The organism is Paraburkholderia sp. HP33-1 (genome assembly GCF_021390595.1).
GTDB lineage: Bacteria > Pseudomonadota > Gammaproteobacteria > Burkholderiales > Burkholderiaceae > Paraburkholderia.
Window position 1 is genome coordinate 220955 of sequence record NZ_JAJEJR010000002.1, and the last position, 19894, is coordinate 240848.

General features: G+C 63.6%; 12 protein-coding genes and 2 pseudogenes. 8 read left to right on the top strand and 6 right to left on the bottom strand.

Going from position 1 to position 19894, the window contains the following annotated elements:
- The first annotated feature begins 79 nt into the window (after positions 1–79).
- Entirely contained in the window at positions 80–1546 is a 1467-nt protein-coding gene (locus tag L0U81_RS17040; RefSeq protein WP_233804727.1) for a cytochrome-c peroxidase, read from the top strand.
- Positions 1547–1585: 39 nt separating this feature from the next.
- Positions 1586–2257 carry a hypothetical protein gene (locus tag L0U81_RS17045; protein ID WP_233804728.1) on the top strand — a complete coding sequence of 224 codons (672 nt, stop codon included), beginning with the start codon at positions 1586–1588 and terminating at the stop codon, positions 2255–2257.
- A gap of 237 nt (positions 2258–2494) precedes the next feature.
- On the opposite strand, the gene L0U81_RS17050 is transcribed toward L0U81_RS17045, so the two are convergent.
- The 6 genes and pseudogenes from L0U81_RS17050 to L0U81_RS17075 all read right to left on the bottom strand — a co-directional run bounded on the left by L0U81_RS17050 (position 2495) and on the right by L0U81_RS17075 (position 8872).
- A complete protein-coding gene (locus L0U81_RS17050) occupies positions 2495–3514 on the bottom strand; it encodes a response regulator (RefSeq protein WP_233804729.1) in 1020 nt (339 codons plus the stop codon).
- A pseudogene (locus L0U81_RS17055) lies at positions 3511–3735 on the bottom strand (ATP-binding protein); the annotation flags it as partial. The gene L0U81_RS17050 and the pseudogene L0U81_RS17055, both read right to left, overlap by 4 nt.
- Positions 3736–3816: 81 nt before the next feature.
- Complete coding sequence (locus L0U81_RS17060) at positions 3817–5154, bottom strand: sensor histidine kinase (RefSeq protein WP_233804730.1); 1338 nt, start codon at positions 5152–5154, stop codon at positions 3817–3819.
- 1 nt (position 5155) lies between these two features.
- A complete protein-coding gene (locus L0U81_RS17065) occupies positions 5156–6562 on the bottom strand; it encodes a class I SAM-dependent methyltransferase (protein ID WP_233804731.1) in 1407 nt (468 codons plus the stop codon).
- Between the two features lie 618 nt (positions 6563–7180).
- Positions 7181–7546 (bottom strand): annotated as a pseudogene (locus L0U81_RS17070) (DDE-type integrase/transposase/recombinase); the annotation flags it as partial.
- 435 nt (positions 7547–7981) lie between these two features.
- Positions 7982–8872 (bottom strand): 2OG-Fe(II) oxygenase, encoded by an 891-nt coding sequence (locus tag L0U81_RS17075; protein ID WP_233804733.1) that lies wholly within the window; start codon positions 8870–8872, stop codon positions 7982–7984.
- 441 nt (positions 8873–9313) lie between these two features.
- Here L0U81_RS17075 and L0U81_RS17080 point away from each other — a divergent pair, with 441 nt between their 5' ends.
- Genes L0U81_RS17080 through L0U81_RS17105 form a run of 6 tightly spaced genes read left to right on the top strand, consistent with a single transcriptional unit; the run spans position 9314 to position 19825 of the window.
- On the top strand, positions 9314–10549 hold the full coding sequence (locus tag L0U81_RS17080) for an efflux RND transporter periplasmic adaptor subunit (protein WP_233804734.1): 1236 nt from the start codon (positions 9314–9316) through the stop codon (positions 10547–10549).
- Positions 10550–10564: 15 nt separating this feature from the next.
- Positions 10565–13687 (top strand): efflux RND transporter permease subunit, encoded by a 3123-nt coding sequence (locus L0U81_RS17085; RefSeq protein ID WP_233804735.1) that lies wholly within the window; start codon positions 10565–10567, stop codon positions 13685–13687.
- Entirely contained in the window at positions 13684–17004 is a 3321-nt protein-coding gene (locus L0U81_RS17090; RefSeq protein WP_233804736.1) for an efflux RND transporter permease subunit, read from the top strand. The genes L0U81_RS17085 and L0U81_RS17090 overlap by 4 nt, the downstream gene beginning before the upstream one ends.
- The gene (locus L0U81_RS17095) at positions 17001–18608 is read left to right on the top strand and encodes an efflux transporter outer membrane subunit (RefSeq protein ID WP_233804737.1); all 1608 of its coding nucleotides are present in this window, start codon (positions 17001–17003) and stop codon (positions 18606–18608) included. Before L0U81_RS17090 ends, L0U81_RS17095 begins: the two co-directional genes overlap by 4 nt.
- Positions 18609–18617: 9 nt before the next feature.
- Complete coding sequence (locus L0U81_RS17100; protein ID WP_233804738.1) at positions 18618–19244, top strand: chromate transporter; 627 nt, start codon at positions 18618–18620, stop codon at positions 19242–19244.
- Positions 19245–19288: 44 nt separating this feature from the next.
- On the top strand, positions 19289–19825 hold the full coding sequence (locus L0U81_RS17105) for a chromate transporter (protein WP_233804739.1): 537 nt from the start codon (positions 19289–19291) through the stop codon (positions 19823–19825).
- The last annotated feature ends 69 nt before the right edge of the window (positions 19826–19894 follow it).

Sequence of the window (19894 nt, forward strand, 5' to 3'; positions counted from 1 at the left end):
GTACGCGCAGTTAGCCAGGCCCTGCACGAGGCCCAGCCAGGACCGTCCGGCAATTGGACTGACGTACCAATACATCGTCATGCGAACACTTACTCTGGGCGTGCTGTGCGCGCTCTCCCTGATATTGACCGCATGCGGCGGCGGTGGCAGCGGCTCGAGCCAGACGTCGTCGGGCAGCAGCGGCACGACGAGCGTCGCGCCGCCCGCGACGGTCACGCTGAGCGCCGCGGCGCAGGTCGGCCAGCAGCTGTTCTTCGATAAGAACCTGTCGGGCAACAAGAACATGGCCTGCGCGACCTGCCATAACCCGCAATACGCGTACGGGCCGCCCAACAGCCTCTCCGTGCAGCTCGGCTCCGATCCGTCGGTGGCGGCTCAGCGCGCGGTGCCGTCGCTGCGCTACAAGTCGATGACGCCACCGTACAGCGACGTCGCCGAGAACCCCGACGGCATCACGCAGAGCGCGCCCGGCGGCGGCTTCATGTGGGACGGCCGCGCGACGACGCTCGCCACCCAGGTATCGTTGCCGCTGCTCAATCCGCTTGAAATGAACAATGCATCGGCGGCCGACGTCGTGAAGGTCGTGCAGAGCGCGTCGTATGCATCGCTGTTCCAGCAGGCGTTCGGCGCGGGCGTGTTCGCCAATGCCGACACCGCGTTCACCGACATCGGCCTCGCGATCCAGGCATACGAGACAGAAGACCCGAGCTTCGCGCCGTATTCGAGCAAGTTCGACCTGTACGAGTCCAACAAGGTAGGCGGCGCGCTGACGGCGGCCGAGTTGCGCGGTCTCGAACTCTTCAACGACACCGACAAGGGCGCCGGCTGCGTGGCCTGCCACTACGCGGGCGCGAACTTCAACGGCTCGGTCGGACTGATGACCGACTTCACGTATCAGGCGATCGGTGTGCCGCGTAACGACACGTCGATCCCGGACAACCCGGACCCGATCCCGAGCAACACCAACACCGCGTACTACGACCTGGGTCTGTGTGGCCCGCTGAACACGATCCACACGCCCGGTACCGCGACGAGCGGCGCGGGTCTGGATTCATTCACCGGCGTCAACGTGCCCGATCCGTATTGCGGCCGCTTCAAGGTGCCTACGCTGCGCAACGTCGCGACGCGCACGGCGTTCTTCCACAACGGCGTGTTCCATTCGCTCGTGCAGGTGCTCAACTTCTACAATACGCGCGACACTAACCCTGAGTACTGGTATCCGAGTACCGGCGGCGATAGCAGCAACATGGTCCAGAGCCCGTCCTACGCGCTGTTCCCGAGCGCCGCGTCCGGCGCGACGGCTACGCCGTTCAACGATCTGCCCACCGCCTACCAGGGCAACATCGACGAAGAACTGCCGATGGGCCAAGGCCAGACCAAGGCGGGCGGCACGACCGCGGCCGACGGCGCGCAGGCGCGCCCGGTTCACTCGACGCCGCAGCTGACGCAGCAGAACATCGCGGATCTGGTCTGCTTCCTGAACACGCTGACGGACGGCTATCAGCCGCCTGCCACGACGCCGACGAGCGGCGCCTGCGTGAACTGAAGACATTCAATCAAGCCACTCAACCTGAACAACAACGACATGACGCGACGCTCCACCGCCGCCCGCCTCGCAGGCGGCACGCTTTCCCTGATCGCCCTGACGCTCTTCGCGGGCTGCCACGACAAGAGTCAGGACGCGAATCAGGAGAACTTCACGGCCACCATCAACGACTACCTGGGCAAGCGCGGCCATCTGTGCCTCGCCAAGTACGACTGGCCGATCTACACGACGACCGAAGACCGCACCAACGGCACGCGCGACGCGATCCAGATGCCGGTTCTCGAAAAGCTCGGTCTGGTGGAAGGCAAGGACATGCTGGTCGAGCGCGTAGATGCGGACGGCAAGAAGATCACTGCGTCCGCGCGGCAGTATCAGCTGACGCCGGAAGGTCAGAAGTACTATCTGCACATTCCGGAAGTAGTGGCGACGGCGACGTCGCGCGTCACGCATCCGGCCGATTTTTGCGCGGCCACGCTATCGCTGGATAAAGTGGTCGGATGGGAACGGCCGATGAAGATGGACGGCAAGATGGTGACGTCGGTGATCTACACGTACAAGATCGACCCGGCGCCGTGGGCGAAGGACGCCGACGCGCAACGCGTGTTCCCGATGGTCAAGCGTGTGATCGAAGGGGCGGGGACGATGCAATTGCGTGAGGGCGTGCATCTGACTGATCAGGGTTGGGTCGCTGATGAGGTTTTTCAGCGCTGAGGTTGGCGGTGGGTTAGCTTGATTTCCTCTGCAAATCAATGAAGGCGGTGATCTGCTGCAGAAATCCTGGACAGAAATAAGTCCAGGATTTCCACCGCACCCCCTGCGTGGAGTAGCAGACTGGCGATGTCCCTCGCCATACCGAAGGATGCCAAACCAGGCTGACACCACCTTGCCTTAACGTCAGTGTGACCCGCCGTCGAGACGTACTGCCGCGTCGCCCTTCTTGAGGGCCGTCTACTTCGACTGGTCGAACGCCGGCTCCGAGAACCGCTCGATCCAGACTGCCAGGCGGTCGGCCGCAAAACTGGCAGCGCGTGTGCCGGCGCGGCAGATGATGGCGTCACCTTCACGCACAAACTGCAGGGCGCCGCCGGCTTCTTCCAGCCAAAGCAGGCAGGCCAGCCAGTCAGCGTGCTCGGCCGAGACGACCTGACCCACCGGCCGGGTAAGGAACTCGCTCAGCGTGGCCGGCGAAGTCCAGACCAGCGCATCGCCACCGCCGCTTACTGACGAGCCGAGGACTTCAGTGAAGACCTCCACCGCATTGGCAGCGCTGCGCCCCGCATTCCGCGTACGCAACTTCATCAGGCTCGTGCTGACCGCGTGGCCGAAGCTGCCGCTGCATTCGCTCTCGGCATGCACAAGGTCGGCGTAGTCCATACGCTGCCAGTCCGGCTCGGCATTGCGCGTACCAGCCAGTTCGTTGCCGACCAGCCAGGTTTCCACCGGCTGGAAGCGGCTCGGGCCGATCAGGCTGGCGCACAGCGTATGTACTATGCCGATGCGGGTGGCCACGGTCTGCGTCTGCAGCACACCCAGCTTCTCGCGCACGAGTTGGTCGCGTTCCTTGCGCAGTCCCGCCAGCTCCAGCGCCTGCTTCATCTCCATGCGCAGCGCGGTGATGTCCCACGGCTTCTTGATATAGCGATGTATCTGGCCTTGATTGACGGCCTCGACGGTCTGGTCTAGCTCCGAATAGGCCGTCGTCAGGATCCGGACGATGTGGGGATAGCGCTCGCGCGCATAGCGCAGAAGTTCGTTGCCATGTTCACCCGGCATGCGCTGGTCGGACACCAGCACGGCCAGGCTGGCGGCGTGGGCATCCAGCATTGCCTTGCCGTCCTCCACGGAGGCGCCCGTCACCACCGGCGCGATCGAGCCGATGGCGCGCTCGAAGTATTTGACCGCAGTGGCTTCGTCATCAACGAACAGAATCGCCGGGGGCGGCGTCTGGTTGGCAATCGTATTGCTCATTGGTAACTCCTGTGCATTCGATTCTTGAAATTTGGGAATTCCAGCGTCACGGTCGTGCCGGCGCCGGGCGCGGATGCAATCCTGACACTCTCGCCAAAGGACTGCATAACGCGGTTGCAGAAAATCATGCCGGAGCCACCAACGCCGGCGTTCGTGATAACTGGGTCGACCAGCAAGCGCTGCTTCACCTCGGGCACAATACCGGGGCCGTTTTCGCTGATGCCAGCACCTCGCGGGCCGACTCCTCATCATCGGCATGGACGACGGTCGACCGCGCTTGCTGGGTCTCGCTCATCTCGACCTCACTCGGCACGCGGCAGGTCAAAGTTGAACGCGGTCCACTGGCCCAACTGGCTTTCTGCGAACAGTGTGCCGCCGTGCCGCTCCACCACCGCATAGCTGATGGACAGGCCAAGGCCGAGGCCCTGGCCGACTTCGCGGGTAGTGAAGAATGGTTCGAACACGCGCGCCAGATTCTCCGGGGCAATCCCCGGGCCGTTGTCGCGCACATTCACGTGCAGTCGGTCGTCGCGCCATTGCGCCGCGACATGGACCTCCCGCGATACGGTGCCGGCCTTGTGCATGGCCAGAGCCGCATTCGAGAACAGGTTGATGAGCACGCCGATAATGGCGGCTTCGTCGCCCAGCACAAGGGTGTCGCCGGGCAGCTCGCGCGTGACCGTCACGCCGCGCAGCTCGTGTGCGCTCAGTCGGATCGACGATTCAAGCGCCTTCTCGAACAGGAACGGTACGTCGTCTGCCGTCGCACCGGGCTTGCGGTAGGCAAAGGTCTTCAGGTCCGACACGATATGCTGGATGCGTTGCATGCCCTGCTTGACATCCATCAGGCACTCCTGCAGCGACGGGCTGTCCTTGGCCTGCGATTCCTCCATGGCTATTTCGACAGCCATGAGGCAGAAGTTCACCGGGTTGTTGACCTCGTGGAGCAGTCCGGCGGACAACGTACCGATTGCAGCCATCTTCTCCTGCTGCAGCAACTGGCCCTTGATCTGCGCGAGCCTTTCATTGATGAGGGCGAGCTGGTTATTTTTTTGCGCCACCTCATCCTTTAGCCGGAAAAGCTGGAAACGGCCCTTCTCGTTGAAGTAGGTGTAGATGGAGCTGGCCACAGCGCAGAAGAAGATCAGGATTAGCTGAAACTGAAACTTGCTAGGGTCCTGCATGCCGCCCGGATGTGCCACGCAGGCGATGTAGTAGAGCGCGACCGTGGCCACGCCGAATGCCAGCGTCTGGGAGTAGCCATAGGGGAACAGGATCCCCACCGCAAAGATCGTCAGCATGAGCCCGGCATAGAACAGCGACTGCTCGCCTTGCGTGGCATAAATCATCCAGGAGATCATTACCTGCGGCAGCAGCAGCCAGGAGAAGGTGATGACCTGCACATGGCGTTTGCCTGTTTCCGTGTAAAGCGAGAGCAATGCCAAGCCAATGGCGACGCTGATCAGCATCCGGACGATGGCAAAGTACTTCTGGTCAGCCGGATACAAGACATAGTCCATCGCCATGCCCATCAGCACCAGCACGATCACGGTCAGGCCGCCAGCCTTGCTGCACAGCAACCGGTAGTCGCGCAACTCTTCACGGTAGTTCGAATGCAGCCCAACCAGGGATGTCGTCATCTCAGGCTACCTGTTGCTGGCCGATCACCACTTCGGCGAACACATTAACCCCGGTCGGGTCCGTGTACAGACGGGGCTCGCCGCAGTTCTCCGGCATGATTTCGGCCATCTGTGCTTCGTTGCGATAGATCAGGTACCACTCCAGCACGTGCTCCATGCTGAAGCGCTCCGGGTTGTCGGCGTGGACATTGGTGACCAGCAGGCGGCCGCCCAGTCTGGTGCGGCTGGCGAAATGCTGGTTCAGCCGGGCACAGACCTTTTCTGACAGATAGTCAAACAGGCCGGCGCAATAGACCGCGTCGAACTCGCGGGCGTCCGATGCGTCGGCATCTATCCGGCGCTTGAGCAGGTGGTGGACCGAATCCTGCGTGTAGTTGATGGTCATGCGCGACGCCGTTTGCTGTGCGATGGACCCCAGGCGGTCGCGCGTCCAGTCCAGTGTCTCCTGGCTGAAGTCGAGCAGTTCGAACGTCAGCCACTCCGGCTCGTCGTATTCCTGCATGAAGCGCTGGATCTCCTGAGCCGGGCCGCATCCCACGTTCAGCACCCGGAACGGCCGCTGTGCGGCGCGAGCCTCATTGGCCAGCCGGGTCAGGTAGTCCACCAGCAGCTCGATGCGATTGCGGTGCGCGCGTGCCACGGCCGTCTGCAGAAAGGCCGCGTTGACGATCTGGAAATACGTGCTCGGGCCCTGACGGGGATCGTCGAGCATCTGGTTGACCATCTGGTAGTCACCGGCATAACCCAGCGGCTTCGTGAAGGTGCGGAAGACGAAGGGCGAGCGCAGCAGCAGCGGATGGAGCGCAGCCTGGGCAAAGGCACGGTGCGCCGGCGCGAGTTCTTCGTCGACCAACCGCGCCTCGCCTTCGAATTCGTCGAAATAGACCTTGGTCCTTTCCATTAGCGGCGATGCCAGTTCGAGGAAGAAGTCCTCGCGCAGGCTTTTGCCTTCCTTTGGCATGGCGTCGGCCAGGTCCGCCTGCTCGACCCAGCGCGACATGTCCGACAAAAAAGCCCGGATCTGGTTGACCGCGATCTGGTAGTCACGGCGGATCTGGAACCGCTCGGTCCAGTCCTGCGCGAAGCGGCGGGCTTCTTCCCCCACCGTGCGCGCTTCCAGCATGCCGCCACTCAGTTCCCGCCATTCGTCGATCAGCGTCACCGAGACAATGGCTGTCAAGCCGGTATTGACGACACTGACTATGACCGCCTTGCCCGAATAGGCGTGTTCCACGCCCATCTTGACCGACAGGTCACTCAGCACCTCGCTGACCTGGACAATCGAGTACGGGTTATAGACCTCCATCACCAAGGACTTGCGCTGGAGATTGATGATCGTGCCCCGCACCTGCTCGCCCTGCGAGTTGCGGAAGCTCACTACCGGATCGATTTGCGTTTTGGAATACACAGTATTGCGGCTAGGTAAGTACCACGAGAAGTTGATTTGATCTGGTGCGATACCCAGGCAAGCAGGTCGGCCAGCTCAGCGGCAATTGTTTCCTTGGTCCAGGTGACGAAGCGATGCCATCGGAATTTCTGTTGCCGCCACGGCAGCGCGTTCTTTCTGGGCGGCGTACTACTTCTTTCCGAATTGCATCGGCCAGACAAAATATGCATTTGGCTTATCCGCGTCACTTCGCGACAGCACGTGTGCTAATGGCATCACGGTTTTAACGAGGCTCGTTGGCCTGGTGGGCCTGAAGACTGGTTTCGGAACAATACGGACCTTTGCGATTGCAGCATTCTACTGATAAAAAAGAATGTTGTCGTCCCATGCGGATTTCATTAGGGTAAAACTACCTGGAGGCACTCGACGAAGGCGCACCAAAGTGCTACGAGGGCCTCCCCGTTGAGCGCAGGCTCAATCGAGCTCTTTGATGGTGCAATGTGCAATGCCGCTCCTGTGCGCGTGAGAAGGCACTGTCAACTTACCGGGCTTCGTCGATGCCGATGTAAAAAGCATTGTGGCTCAGAAAGCATTCGACGGAGTTTGAGTGACATTGGTAAATTCGTGCCACGCGTCGAACCGGGCCGCAGATTTAACGAACACATCCTTCACGTTCGCCAACTCCGGGATGCCGGCTTTCGCTGCCGGATAGCTGTTCAATAGATCGGTAACGATCTTGCGTGGCGCCGGGTTTGAGCGCACACACGCTTGAAGAAGCGTTTGGCGGCGCCCTTGTCGCGCCGCTTTCACCCGTTGAGCGAAGCCTGCGCCGAACTTCTCGCACCGGCGGCGAATCGTCTCGTAGCTGACCATTGCGCCGCGCTCGAACGGCAATTCTTCAATTTCGCGCAGGCTCGGATGGAACCGAAAATACCACCGCACCGCATGGTTGATGATCATCGAAGGGAACCAATGGCCGTGATAAAGCGATTTCGTTTTCGTCATCGCATCATGTTACGCAACCACTCCGTCAATGTGACAGAGCCCACGCAATCGGCTAGTGGTGCATCTGGAGTCGGTGCTCCCGCAAATTCGGCGTTAGTGACAAGGCAGCCATTCTTCCAGCGGCGTTAAATATATTGGGTCCTCTGGAAATTGAATTTTGAACAAAAGAATTTTGACTCGAATATTATCGGCAGTGTTCATTGGAGTGCTGTTGACTCCATCTGCGTATGCGGACCGATCTGCTAGTTTTCGCGATAACATTGTTCCGATGCTAAAGGCGCGCGCTCAATTTGAACGGTTCATATCTGATGAGTTTTCCGTTACGGATACGGGATGGGGAACCAGGATAGATAGCGCAACAATGCCGGAAGTCGATAGCTGCTGTTGACGACGCCTGAAGTTGCTTTTCAGACCCGACTTCGCCAGCCCACTCCCTCACCCCTGATTCCGCGCCACAAACCGCCGCGTCCGAATCCACTTGGTAGCCACCCACTTATCCCCCACGCGCAGCGGCGTGCTCGCGTGTAGCGAACTCGGATCGCACAGCCCGTACCGGTTCCCATATTCAAAATAGAGCGCATGCCCGCGCTGCGGCGCAACTGACCACCCAAGCTGCGGAAACACCGTCTCCCCACCGCCCTCCACGTCTTTCAGATACATCAGCAGCGTGCCCATGCGCTGACCACTGCGCGCAATCGACTCGCGATTCGCTTCATTGCCGGTGATCAGATAGTCGACATGCGGCGTCGACTCCGCGCCTTCCTCGTAGTGCAGCATTTGCAGGCCTTCGCCGTTCTCGACCGGCGTGCCGGTCAGCGCGGCGATGCGCGCTTCGATGCGCGCGATCAACGGCGTTTCGCCCAAACGGAAAAACGTCCCGTGACTGCTGCGATGACCCGCGACCACATTGCGGCCCGTCACCGGATCGACGACGGTCGACCGGTCAAGTCGCGGCTGCGCGAGCGCGATCAGCTGCTCGCATTCATCACCGCTCAGGAAGTTGGCGAGGTGCACGGCGGCCGGCCGTTGCAGCCGCGACAGCACGCGCACCTTGCGCTCGCCGAGCTGGATCAGCGGACCGTCGGGCACACGCAGCGGCTCGGGCTGGTAGCTGATCGGCGCGCCGCCGACTTCGAGCTTGTCGCCGGGCAGCGGCGCGCCGTACAGGAACGCCGTCGACACCGCATCGACCATCGCCGACGCGAGTTCGGCCGCGTTGTTGCGGCTCACCAGTTCGTTGACGATCGCTTGCGGCGCGACGCCGCGCGTGAGGTTGGAAGCGATCCAGTCGCGGACTTCGGCGGGGAAATTGACGGTGATGGACATCGGGGTGACGTTCGAGGGTGTTCGTGGCGGTCGCGGCGCGCGCCATGCTGGCTTGGGATGCTAGCGGACGATTGTGACGATTCTGGACGGTCGGCCCGCTTTTCAATTGGCTGTCGTCTGTTACCGCATATTGCGATGTCCCGCCGTGCCCAAAACTCGACCTATCCAGGTATGCACCCCCCAACGTGCCGCTCGATCGATGCCCCAACCCTTCCTCCCGCCAACATGTTGCACCCCTGTAACTTAAGTCCGTCGCAAGCCGGTTACATTCACTCATGCCCGCACCGACCCACCGCCCGTTTCCTTACGTCTTGATAACAACGCGTACAGAGGACTTCGACTGATGACAACGCGCGTGAACCATGGCACTTTTGCGCAGTCCCGTCAGAGGACGACACGCCAACCGAAGATGATCACCGACATCTGTTCCCGGAGACTCACATGAGCGAAACCGTGTCCCCGCCGCCGAAGCGCTCCCGGCGCGGGCTCATCATCTTCGCGGTTATCGTGCTCGTGCTGGTCGCGCTCGTGGTGGTTCATCTGCTGACGAGCAAGAAGCCTGTGCGCGAGAATGCGGCGATCGTCGTCACCGTGGCGCAGGCGACGCTCGGCTCGATGCCGGTCACGCTGAGCGAACTCGGCACCGTCACGCCGATCGCGACCGTGACCGTTCTGCCGCAGCTGAGCGGCTATCTGACCGAGGTCGGCTATCACGAAGGCCAGGAGGTGCAGAAGGGCCAGTTCCTCGCCCAGATCGATCCGCGCCAGTATCAGATCAGCAAGCAGCAGGCGGAGGCGACCCTCGCCAAAGACCGCGCGTCGCTTGCGCAGGCACGCGCCGATCTCGAGCGCTATACGCAGTTGAACGAGCGCAAGTCGATCGCGCAGCAGACCTACGCGGATCAACAGTTCCTCGTGCAGCAGGACGAAGCGGCGGTCAAGGTCGACCTCGCCAACATCGCCCAATTCGATCTCGACCTCGCGTATTGCCGCATCACCGCGCCGATCGCGGGCAAGGTCGGCCTGCGGCTCGTCGATCCGGGCAACTACGTGACCGCGTCGTCGTCGACCGGCATCGTCGTCATCACGACCGTGAAGCCGACCACGGTGCAGTTCACGGTGCCGCAGGATTCACTCGCGTCGATCGTGCAGCGTCTCGCCACCGGCGCGAAGCTGCCGGTCACCGCGTATTCGAGCGATAACTCCCGCGAGATCGCGACCGGCACGCTGTACGCGGTCAGCAACCAGATGGCGACGGCGACCGGCACCGTTACCTTGCGCGCGACCTTCGCGAACGACGACGAAACGCTGTTCCCGAACGAGTTCGTCAACGTGAAGCTGCTCGTCGACACGATGCAGAACGCGGTGCTCGTGCCGACCGCCGCGGTGCAGTCCGGCGCGCCGGGCGACTTCGTCTATCTGGTCAATCCGGATAGCACGGTGTCCGTGCACAAGGTCAAGCTCGGGCCGAGCGACGGCAAGTACACGGTGATCGTGTCGGGTCTCGCGGCCGGCAACCAGGTCGTGACGGACGGCACGGATCGTCTGAACGACGGCGCGAAGATCGAGCCGGCGCATCCGAAGGCCGCCGCCGCGGCGAGCGGCGCGGCCGCCTCCGGCGCGGCGGCGCCCGGCGCGAAGGTACCCGCCGCCGCGTCCGAAGCCGCTTCGTCGTAACGGACCGCCGCGCCGATGAACATTTCCCGCCTGTTCATTCTTCGCCCGGTCGCGACGCTGCTGCTGATGATCGCGCTCGTGCTCGTCGGTCTGATCGCGATGCGCGTGCTGCCGGTGTCGTCGCTGCCGAACGTCGACTATCCGACGATTCAGGTGCAGACCTTCTATCCGGGCGCGAGCCCGACCGTGATGGCAACCACCGTCACCGCGCCGCTCGAGGTGCAGCTCGGCGAGATTCCAGGCCTGCAGCAGATGACCTCGTACAGCTCTGACGGGGCGTCGGTGATCACGCTGCAGTTCGATCTGTCGCTGAACCTCGACATCGCCGAGCAGAACGTGCAGCAGGCGATCAACGCCGCGAACAGCTATCTGCCATCCGGCCTGCCGGCGCCGCCGACCTACGCGAAGGTCAATCCGGCCGACCAGCCGATCCTCACGCTCGCAGTCACGTCGAAGTCGATGTCGCTGACGCAGCTCGAAGACGTCGCGAACAACCGCCTCGGCACGAAGATCTCGGAAGTGTCGGGCGTCGGCGTCGTGACGACGAGCGGCGGCAACGTGCCCGCGATCCGCGTCGAGGCCGACCCGCACAAGCTCGCAGCCTACGGCCTGAACATCGACGATCTGCGCACGCTGCTCAGCTATGTGAACGTGAGCCAGCCGAAGGGCAATTTCGACGGCCCCGACCTCGACTACACGATCAACGGCAACGATCAGATCACCGATCCAAAGGACTATCTGGACACGGTGATCGCCTACCAGAACGGCTCGCCAGTGCTCATGCGCGACGTCGCGCGCGTAAGCCAGGCCGCGCAGGACGTCGAGCGTGGCGCCTGGTACAACGGCTCGCCCGCGATCGTGCTGAACGTGCAGCGCCAGCCGGGCGCGAACGTGATCCAGACGGTCAACCAGATCATGAAGGTGCTGCCAACGCTCGAATCGACGTTGCCGGCCGGCATGAAAGTGACCGTGGTGTCGGACAGCACCGGCGTGATCCGTGCGTCGGTCGCAGACGCCGCGTTCGAACTGATCCTCGCGATCGTGCTCGTCGTCGCAGTGATCTTCGTGTTCCTGCGCAATGTGCCCGCCACGGTGATCCCGAGCATCTCGGTGCCGGTCTCGCTGATCGGCACGCTCGCGGTGATGTACCAGCTCAACTACTCGATCGACAACCTGTCGCTGATGGCGTTGATCATCGCGACCGGCTTCGTGGTCGACGACTCGATCGTGATGATCGAGAACATCGTGCGCTATCTGGAAGAGGGCATGACGCCGCTCGAAGCCGCGCTCGAAGGCGCGGGGCAGATCGGCTTCACGATTCTGTCGCTGACCGTTTCGCTGATCGCGGTGCTGATTCCGCTGCTGTTCATGGGCGGGGTGATCGGGCGTCTGTTCAGCGAGTTCGCGGTGACGCTCGCGGTCACGATCGTGATTTCGGCGGTCGTGTCGCTGACGGTGGTGCCGATGCTGTGCGCGCGGATGCTGCGCGCGCAGGCCGAGCGGCATCCGAGCCGCTTCGAGCGTATCAGCGAGGGCCTCTTCAACAAGACGCTCGCCGCCTATGAGCGCGGCCTCGCGTGGGTGCTCGATCATCAGACGCTGACGCTGATGGTCGCGGTCGCCACCGTCGTGCTGACCGGCATCCTGTACGTGGTGATTCCGAAGGGCCTGTTTCCGGTGCAGGACGTCGGCGTGATCCAGGGCATCAGCGTCGCCGACAACTCGGTTTCGTATGCGGCGATGGTCCAGCGTCAAAGCGCGCTCGCTGACGCGGTCCTGAAGGACCCCGACGTGGTGTCGCTGACGTCGTACGTCGGAATCGACGGCACCAATGCGACGCTGAACAACGGCCGCTTCCTGATCAATCTGCGCGACAAAGACAAGCGCTCGGACAACGCGCAGGAAATCGCGCGGCGGCTCGCGCAGGAAGTCGCGCACGTGCCCGGCGTGAAGCTCTTCATGCAGCCCGAGCAGGATCTGACGCTCGACACGACCGTCTCGCCGAACCAGTACAGCTTCGTGTTGCGCGGACCGAGCCAGCAGGCGTTCCAGAAGTACGTGCCGGAACTCGTCGCGCGCCTGAAGCAGGTTCCGTCGCTTTCGGACGTGCAGAGCGATCTCAACAGCGACGGCCTCAGCGTGAACGTCGAAGTGAACCGGCAACTGGCCGCGCGCTTTGGCATCACGCCCGCGACGATCGACAACGCGCTGTATGACGCGCTCGGTCAGCGTATCGTCTCGACGATCTTCGAGCAGTCGAACCAGTACCGCGTGATTCTGGTCGCGAAGCCGGAAACGATGCCGACCGTGCAGTCGATCGGCAATCTCTATCTGCCGAGCCAGACCAGCAGCACCGGTCAGGTGCCGCTGTCCGGCATCGCGAAGATCGAGATCAGGAAGGCGCCGCTCGTGATCAGTCATCTCGCGCAGTTCCCATCGGTGACGGTCACGTTCAATCTCGCGAAAGGGGCGTCGCTGAGCGCGGCGGTCAAGGACATTCATGCGGCCGAACAGGCGATCGACCTGCCGCCGTCGATCACGTCATCACTGCAAGGCGCGACCGCAGCGTTCGAGGATTCACTGTCGAGCGAGGTCTACCTGCTGATCGCGGCGCTCGTTGCCGTGTATATCGTGCTCGGCGTGTTGTACGAGAGCTTCATTCATCCGGTCACGATCCTGTCGACGCTGCCGTCGGCCGGCATCGGCGCATTGCTCTCGCTGATGCTCGCGGGGATGGATCTCGACGTGATCGGCATCATCGGCATCGTGCTCCTGATCGGCATCGTCAAGAAGAACGCGATCATGATGGTCGACTTCGCGCTCGACGCCGAACGTAATCACGGCAAGGCGCCGCGCGATGCGATCTTCGAGGCGTCGCTGCTGCGCTTCCGGCCGATCCTGATGACGACGCTCGCCGCGATGCTCGGCGCACTGCCGATGCTGCTCGGCACCGGCACCGGTTCGGAACTGCGCCGCCCGCTCGGTCTCGCGATCATCGGCGGTCTGACGCTGAGCCAGATGCTGACGCTGTTCACGACGCCGGTGATCTATCTGTTCTTCGACCGCATGGCCACGCGCGTGAACCGCTGGCGCGCCGAGCGCGCTGAGCGCAACGGTGGCACGGAGGGCACGCGGTGAACATCCCCGCGCTCTTCATCCGGCGACCGGTCGCGACGACGCTGCTCGCGATCGCGATCCTGATCTCCGGCACGCTCGCGTATTTCCGCATGCCGGTCGCGCCGCTGCCGAACATCGCGTTTCCGGTGATCGTGGTGCAGGCGAACATGGCCGGCGCGAGCCCGAGCATCATGGCGTCGACGGTGGCCGAGCCGCTCGAGCGACGGCTCGCGACCATCGCCGACGTCGAGGAGCTGACCTCGATCAGCTACGTCGGCTCGTCGATGATCATCGTCGAGTTCGGCCTGAAGCGCGACATCAACGGCGCCGCGCGCGACGTAGAGGCGGCGATCCAGGCCGCGCGCGCCGATCTGCCCACCACGTTGCGCAGCAATCCGACCTACCGCCAGTACAACCCAGCCGACGCGCCGATCATGGTGCTGTCGCTGACGTCCGACACGCTGACGAAGGCGCAGTTGTACGACTCCGCCGACTCGGTGATCCAGCAGCAGTTGTCGCAGGTGCAGGGCGTCGGCCAGATCACGCTCGGCGGCGGCGCGTTGCCGAGCGTGCGTGTCGAGTTGCAGCCGGGCAAGCTCAATAGCTACGGCATCGGCATGGAGGACGTGCGCGCGGCGATCAGCGCGGCCAATGCCGATAGCGCGAAGGGCCATCTCGACGTGGGCGATCAGCGCTACGTGGTCACCTCGAACGATCAGATCACGCACGCGGCGCCGTACCGCGATCTGGTGGTTGCGTATCGCAACGGCGCGCCGGTGCAGTTGCGCGACGTCGCCCAGGTGCGCGACTCGAATGAAAACATCCGCAATGCGGGCCTGTTCAACGGCAAGTCGGCGATTCTCGTGATCGTTTATCCGATGCCGGGCAGCAATGTCGTGAGTACCGTGCAGCAGATACGCAACGTGCTGCCTTCCATCGAAGCGACGTTGCCGAGAAGCGTGAATGTGGATGTCGCGATCGATCGCTCGCAGTCGGTCACGTCGTCGGTCAGCGATACCGAGCGCACGCTGTTCCTCGCGGTGCTGCTGGTGGTCGGCGTCGTGTTCATCTTTCTGCAGTCGCCGCGCGCGACGCTGATACCGGCGGTCGCGTTGCCGCTGTCGATCGTCGGTACCTTCGGGCCGATGTATCTGCTCGGCTATAGCATCGACAACCTGTCGCTGATGGCGCTGACGATCGGCACCGGCTTCGTTGTCGACGATGCGGTCGTCGTGCTCGAAAACGTCGTGCGATACATGGAGCAGGGGTTGAGTCCAAAGGAGGCCGCGCTGAAGGGCGCAGGCGAGGTCGGCTTCACGGTGATCTCGATGAGCCTGTCGCTGATCGCGGTGTTTCTGCCGATCATCCTGTTTCCGGGCATCGTCGGGCTGATGTTCCATGAGTTCGCGATCACGCTGTCGATCGCGATCCTGATTTCGCTGGTGATCTCGCTGACGGTCACGCCCGCGATGTGCGCGTACGTGCTGAGCCGCAACGACGCTGGTCATTCGAAAGCGCGCTGGGCGCAGTGGATCGAGCGGCAGTTCGATGCTTTCAAGGATGTCTACGCGCGCTCGTTGACGGCCGTGCTCGATCATTCGCTGCTGGTGATTCTGCTGCTGTTCGTGCTGCTGATCGGCAACGTGTTCCTGCTGAAGCTCGTGCCCGCCACCTTCTTTCCCGAGCAGGACACGGGTATCGTGATCGGGCAGATCATCGCCGACCAGAGCATTTCGTTTACGGCGATGCAGAAGAAGCTCGTGCAGTTGCAGTCGATCGTGCAGAGAGATCCGGCGGTGCAGTCGGTCGCGGGCTTTACCGGCGGACGCGCGCTCAATACAGCGAACGTGTTCATCGAGTTGAAGCCGCTCGCGCAGCGGCACGCCACGGCCACCCAGGTCGTGAACCGGCTGCGGCCGAAGCTCGACGAAGTGTCGGGCGCGCGGCTCTTTCTGCAGGCGCAGCAGGATCTGCGTATCGGCGGGCGGCAATCGGCGGCCGAGTACCAGTACACGCTGACGAGCGACGATTCCACCGCGCTGTTCGCATGGACGCCGAAGCTCGTCGCGGCGTTGTCGAAGGAGCGCGGACGGATGCTCGACGTGAACTCCGACCTGCAGCAGAACGGCCTGCAGACCTACCTGTCGATCAATCGCGCGACCGCCGCGCGCTACGGCTTCCAGCCTAACCAGGTCGACAACGTGCTCTACGACGCGTTCGGCCAGCGCACCGTCTCGACGATCTACAACCCGCTGAACCAGTACTTCGTCGTGATGGAGGTCGCGCCTGAGTACTGGCAGTATCCGCAGACGCTGAGCCAGATCTATCTGAGCGCGGCCGCGGGCAATCCGACCGGCACGGCCGCGACGCAGATGCCGCACGGCACGGTGTCGGCAGCGACCACGGGGAGCGCGAACACCACTAGCACGTCGTCGAACACGAACGCGCGCAACGCGGATGCGCAGTCGAACGCGACCAACAACAGCATCGCCAACAGCAAGGGCGGCAGCTCGACCGGCAGCGCGGACAGCACGGCCGCCGAAACGATGGTGCCGCTCTCGGTGCTGACGTCGTACTCGAACAGCCACACGTCGACGCAGGTGAACCATCAAAGCGGCCTCGTCGCCGCGACGATCTCGTTCAACCTGCCGGCCGGCGGTTCGCTGAGTCAGGCGGGCGTGGCGATCAACGACGCGATCCGCGAAATCGGCATGCCCGCGAGCATCCACGGCTCATTCGCGGGCGCGGCGGCGGCCTATTCGCAGTCGATGACCGTGGTGCCGCTGCTGATTGTCGCGGCGCTCGGCGTCGTCTACATCGTGCTCGGCGTGCTGTACGAAAGCTCGATCCACCCGCTGACGATCCTCTCGACGCTGCCGTCTGCGGGCATCGGCGCGACGCTCGCGCTGCTGATCTTCGGCACGCCGTTCTCGGTGATTGCGATGATCGGCATCATCCTGCTGATCGGTATCGTCAAGAAGAACGGCATCATGATGGTGGACGTCGCGATCCAGTTGCAGCGCCAGGAAAAGATGCCGGCGCGCGACGCGATCCACGCGGCCGCGCTGATCCGTCTGCGGCCGATCATGATGACGACGTTCGCGGCCGTGCTCGGCGCAGTGCCGCTCGCGATCGGCGTCGGCCAGGGCGGCTCGCTGCGTCAGCCGCTCGGTATCACGGTGATGGGCGGGCTGATCCTGAGCCAGATGTTTACGCTCTATACGACGCCGGTGATTTATCTGTACCTCGACCGCCTGCGTGCACGGCTGGTCAGATGGTCCGCGGGGCTGCGCTGGAACCGCGACGCGACGCCGGGACAACCGGATACGAAGGCATGACGATGAAGATTTCGACTGAACGCTTGGCGACGGCCCGCGTGGGGGTGCCGCGCGTGGCGACGCTCGCCGTCGCGCTGCTGGCGCTGTTCAACGCCGGCTGCATGGTCGGCCCGGATTATCACCGGCCGCAAGTCAGCGTGCCCGCCGGTTACTCCGAGCTGCCGGGCTGGACCAAGGCCGAGCCGAACGCGACCGGCCCGAAGGGCACGTGGTGGACCGCGTTCAACGATCCGTTGATCGACGAACTCGAACCGCTCGTCGCGGTGTCGAACCAGACCGTGCGCGCGGACTATGCGAACTACCAGCAGGCCCTCGCCGAAGTGCGCGCCGCGCACGCGGCCCTGTTTCCGACCATCGGCGCGACCGGTTCGGCGACGCGCGAACGCGCGAGCGGCGGTACGGTCAGTAATTCGGGAAGCTTCGTCAATGGCACGACGGCGCGCATCGTCAATTCGGGCACGCTGGAAGGCACCGTAAGCTGGGCGCCGGACCTGTGGGGCCAGGTGCGCCGCACGGTCGAGGAAAACGCCGCAACCGCGCAATCGAGCGAAGCGACGCTCGCGAATGCGACGCTCTCCGAGCAGGTCGCGCTCGCGACCGCGATCATCGAGTTGCGCACCAGCGATGCCAACATCGACCTGCTGCAGGATACGGTCGTCGCGTATCAGCACTATCTCGACGTCGTCAGCGAGCAGGATCGCGCGGGCACGGTTCCGCCGAGCGACGTGATCACCGCGCGCAGCCAGTTGAATACCGCGAAGTCCGATCTGATCGCGCTTGGCGTCGCGCGCGCGCAGAACGCGCACGCGATTGCGGTGCTGGTCGGCAAGAACCCGGAGGAGCTGTCGATCACGCATAGCACCGCGATGCCGGCGCTGCCGTCGGTGCCGGTCGGTGTACCGTCGACGCTGCTCGAACGCCGGCCCGACATCGCCGCCGCCGAGCGCAAGATGGCCGCGCAGAACGCGGCGATCGGCGTCGAGGTGGCCGCGTATTACCCTGATATCTCGCTGTCTGGGGTGGCCGGGTTCACGCAGTCGCCGCTGTCAGGTTTGCTGAAGGCCGCGAACTACGTCTGGTCGCTCGGCGGCAGCGCGACCGAAACGCTGTTCGACGGCGGCCTGCGCAGCGCCAACGTCGACGCGGCGAAGGCGGCCTACGACTCGGCGGTCGCCAACTATCGCGGCACGGTGCTGGGCGCGTTCCAGAACGTCGAGGACGATCTGTCGGGCCTGCGCATTCTCGCCGACCAGGCGGTCGTGCTCGAATCGGCGGTGCGTGACGCGGACCGCGGCGCGGAGATCGCGTTCAACGAATACGAGGCGGGCACCGTCGATTACACGACCGTCGCGGTCGCGCAAGCGACACAGCTGACCACGCGGCAGACCGCGCTGAACGTGCAGGAATCGCGCTTGCTGCACGCGGCGTCGTTGTTCGGCGATCTGGGCGGCGGATGGTCGACCGATGAGCTGCATGATCCGCGGCATCCGGCCGTTGCATCCACGGTGGCGGCGTCGGCGCCTGCTTCGGCTTCCTCGCCTTCGGCGACGTCCGCGGCTATCATGCCGGGCGCGCGGCAAGCGCAGCATGATCAAAGCGAATAAGGAGGCGCATTGGCCAAAGGCACCCTGGGGCAAGACGTCAGCGACCCGGTATCGACACCCGAAGACGATGCGCCGCGCAACGAACCGCCGCCGCGCGAAGTGACCCCGCCTGGCCTCTTCCTGATCTTCGCGCGCATCGGTCTGACGAGTTTCGGCGGCGGGTTGAGCGGCTGGTTCATGCGCGAGTTCGTGCACGACCGGCACTGGATGAGCGAAGAGGACTTTCTGAACGGGCTCGCGTTGTCGCAGGCGCTGCCCGGTGTCAACGTGAAGAATCTGGCGATCTGGATCGGCTACCGGCTGCTCGGCTGGCGCGGCGCCGTCGCGGGATTCTGCGGCATCATTTTTCCGCCGGCCGTCGTGATCATCCTGCTCGGCGTGTTCTTCTCGGCGATCGCCTCGTTTCCGCTCACGCATATCGCGCTCGCCGGCGCCGCGGCCGGCGCGATCGGGCTGTCGCTGTCGATGGCGATCACCGCGGCGCGCCGGCTGCCGCGGCGCGTGTTTCCCTATCTGGTGCTGGTCGCGACGTTCGCGGCCGCGGCGGTGTTTCGCGTGTCGCTCGTATGGACCGTGCTGATCGCGGGCGCGTTGAGCGTCGGCTATGAATACTTGCGCGAGGGGCGCCAGCCCTGATTGCTTTGGATCGCCGTTAGTCAAACTCCGAAAAAGCTTCTGCCGTGTCTCGAACTCTCATCGCCCTGTTTTCGGTTTTCGCGCCGCTGTCGATCGTCACCGTCGGCGGCGGCCAGGGGATCATCGCCGAAGTGCAGCGCCAGGTCGTCGACGTGCACCACTGGATGACCCATGCGCAATTCCTCAGCGACTTCGCGATCGCGCGGCTCGCGCCCGGTCCCGGTTCGCTGCTCGCGACGCTGATCGGCTACCAGGTCGGCGGCCTCGGCGGCGCGCTCGTCGCGACGCTCGCGTTGTTCGGGCCGACCGCATTCCTGATGTACGGCGTTGTGCACGTGTGGAACAGGCACGAGGGCGCGCGCTGGCTCAACGCGTTGCAGGCCGGCTTGCGGCCGGTGGCCGCGGGGCTGATTCTCGCGGCCGTCTACGTGCTCATCAAAGAACTCGAAGGCGGCTGGATCGCGTGGCTCGTCGCGGCCCTCGCGACCGTGCTCGTGATGAAGACGCGCATCAATGCATTGGTGCTGATCGCGGGCGGCGCGCTGGTGTTTGTGCTGGCGCATTTCGCGGGCTTGTTATAGGGCACCGGGCGGGGAAGGTGCGCTTGAATGGCTGATTGAGGCGGGTGTGTCGTGACGACACAAGTTCGG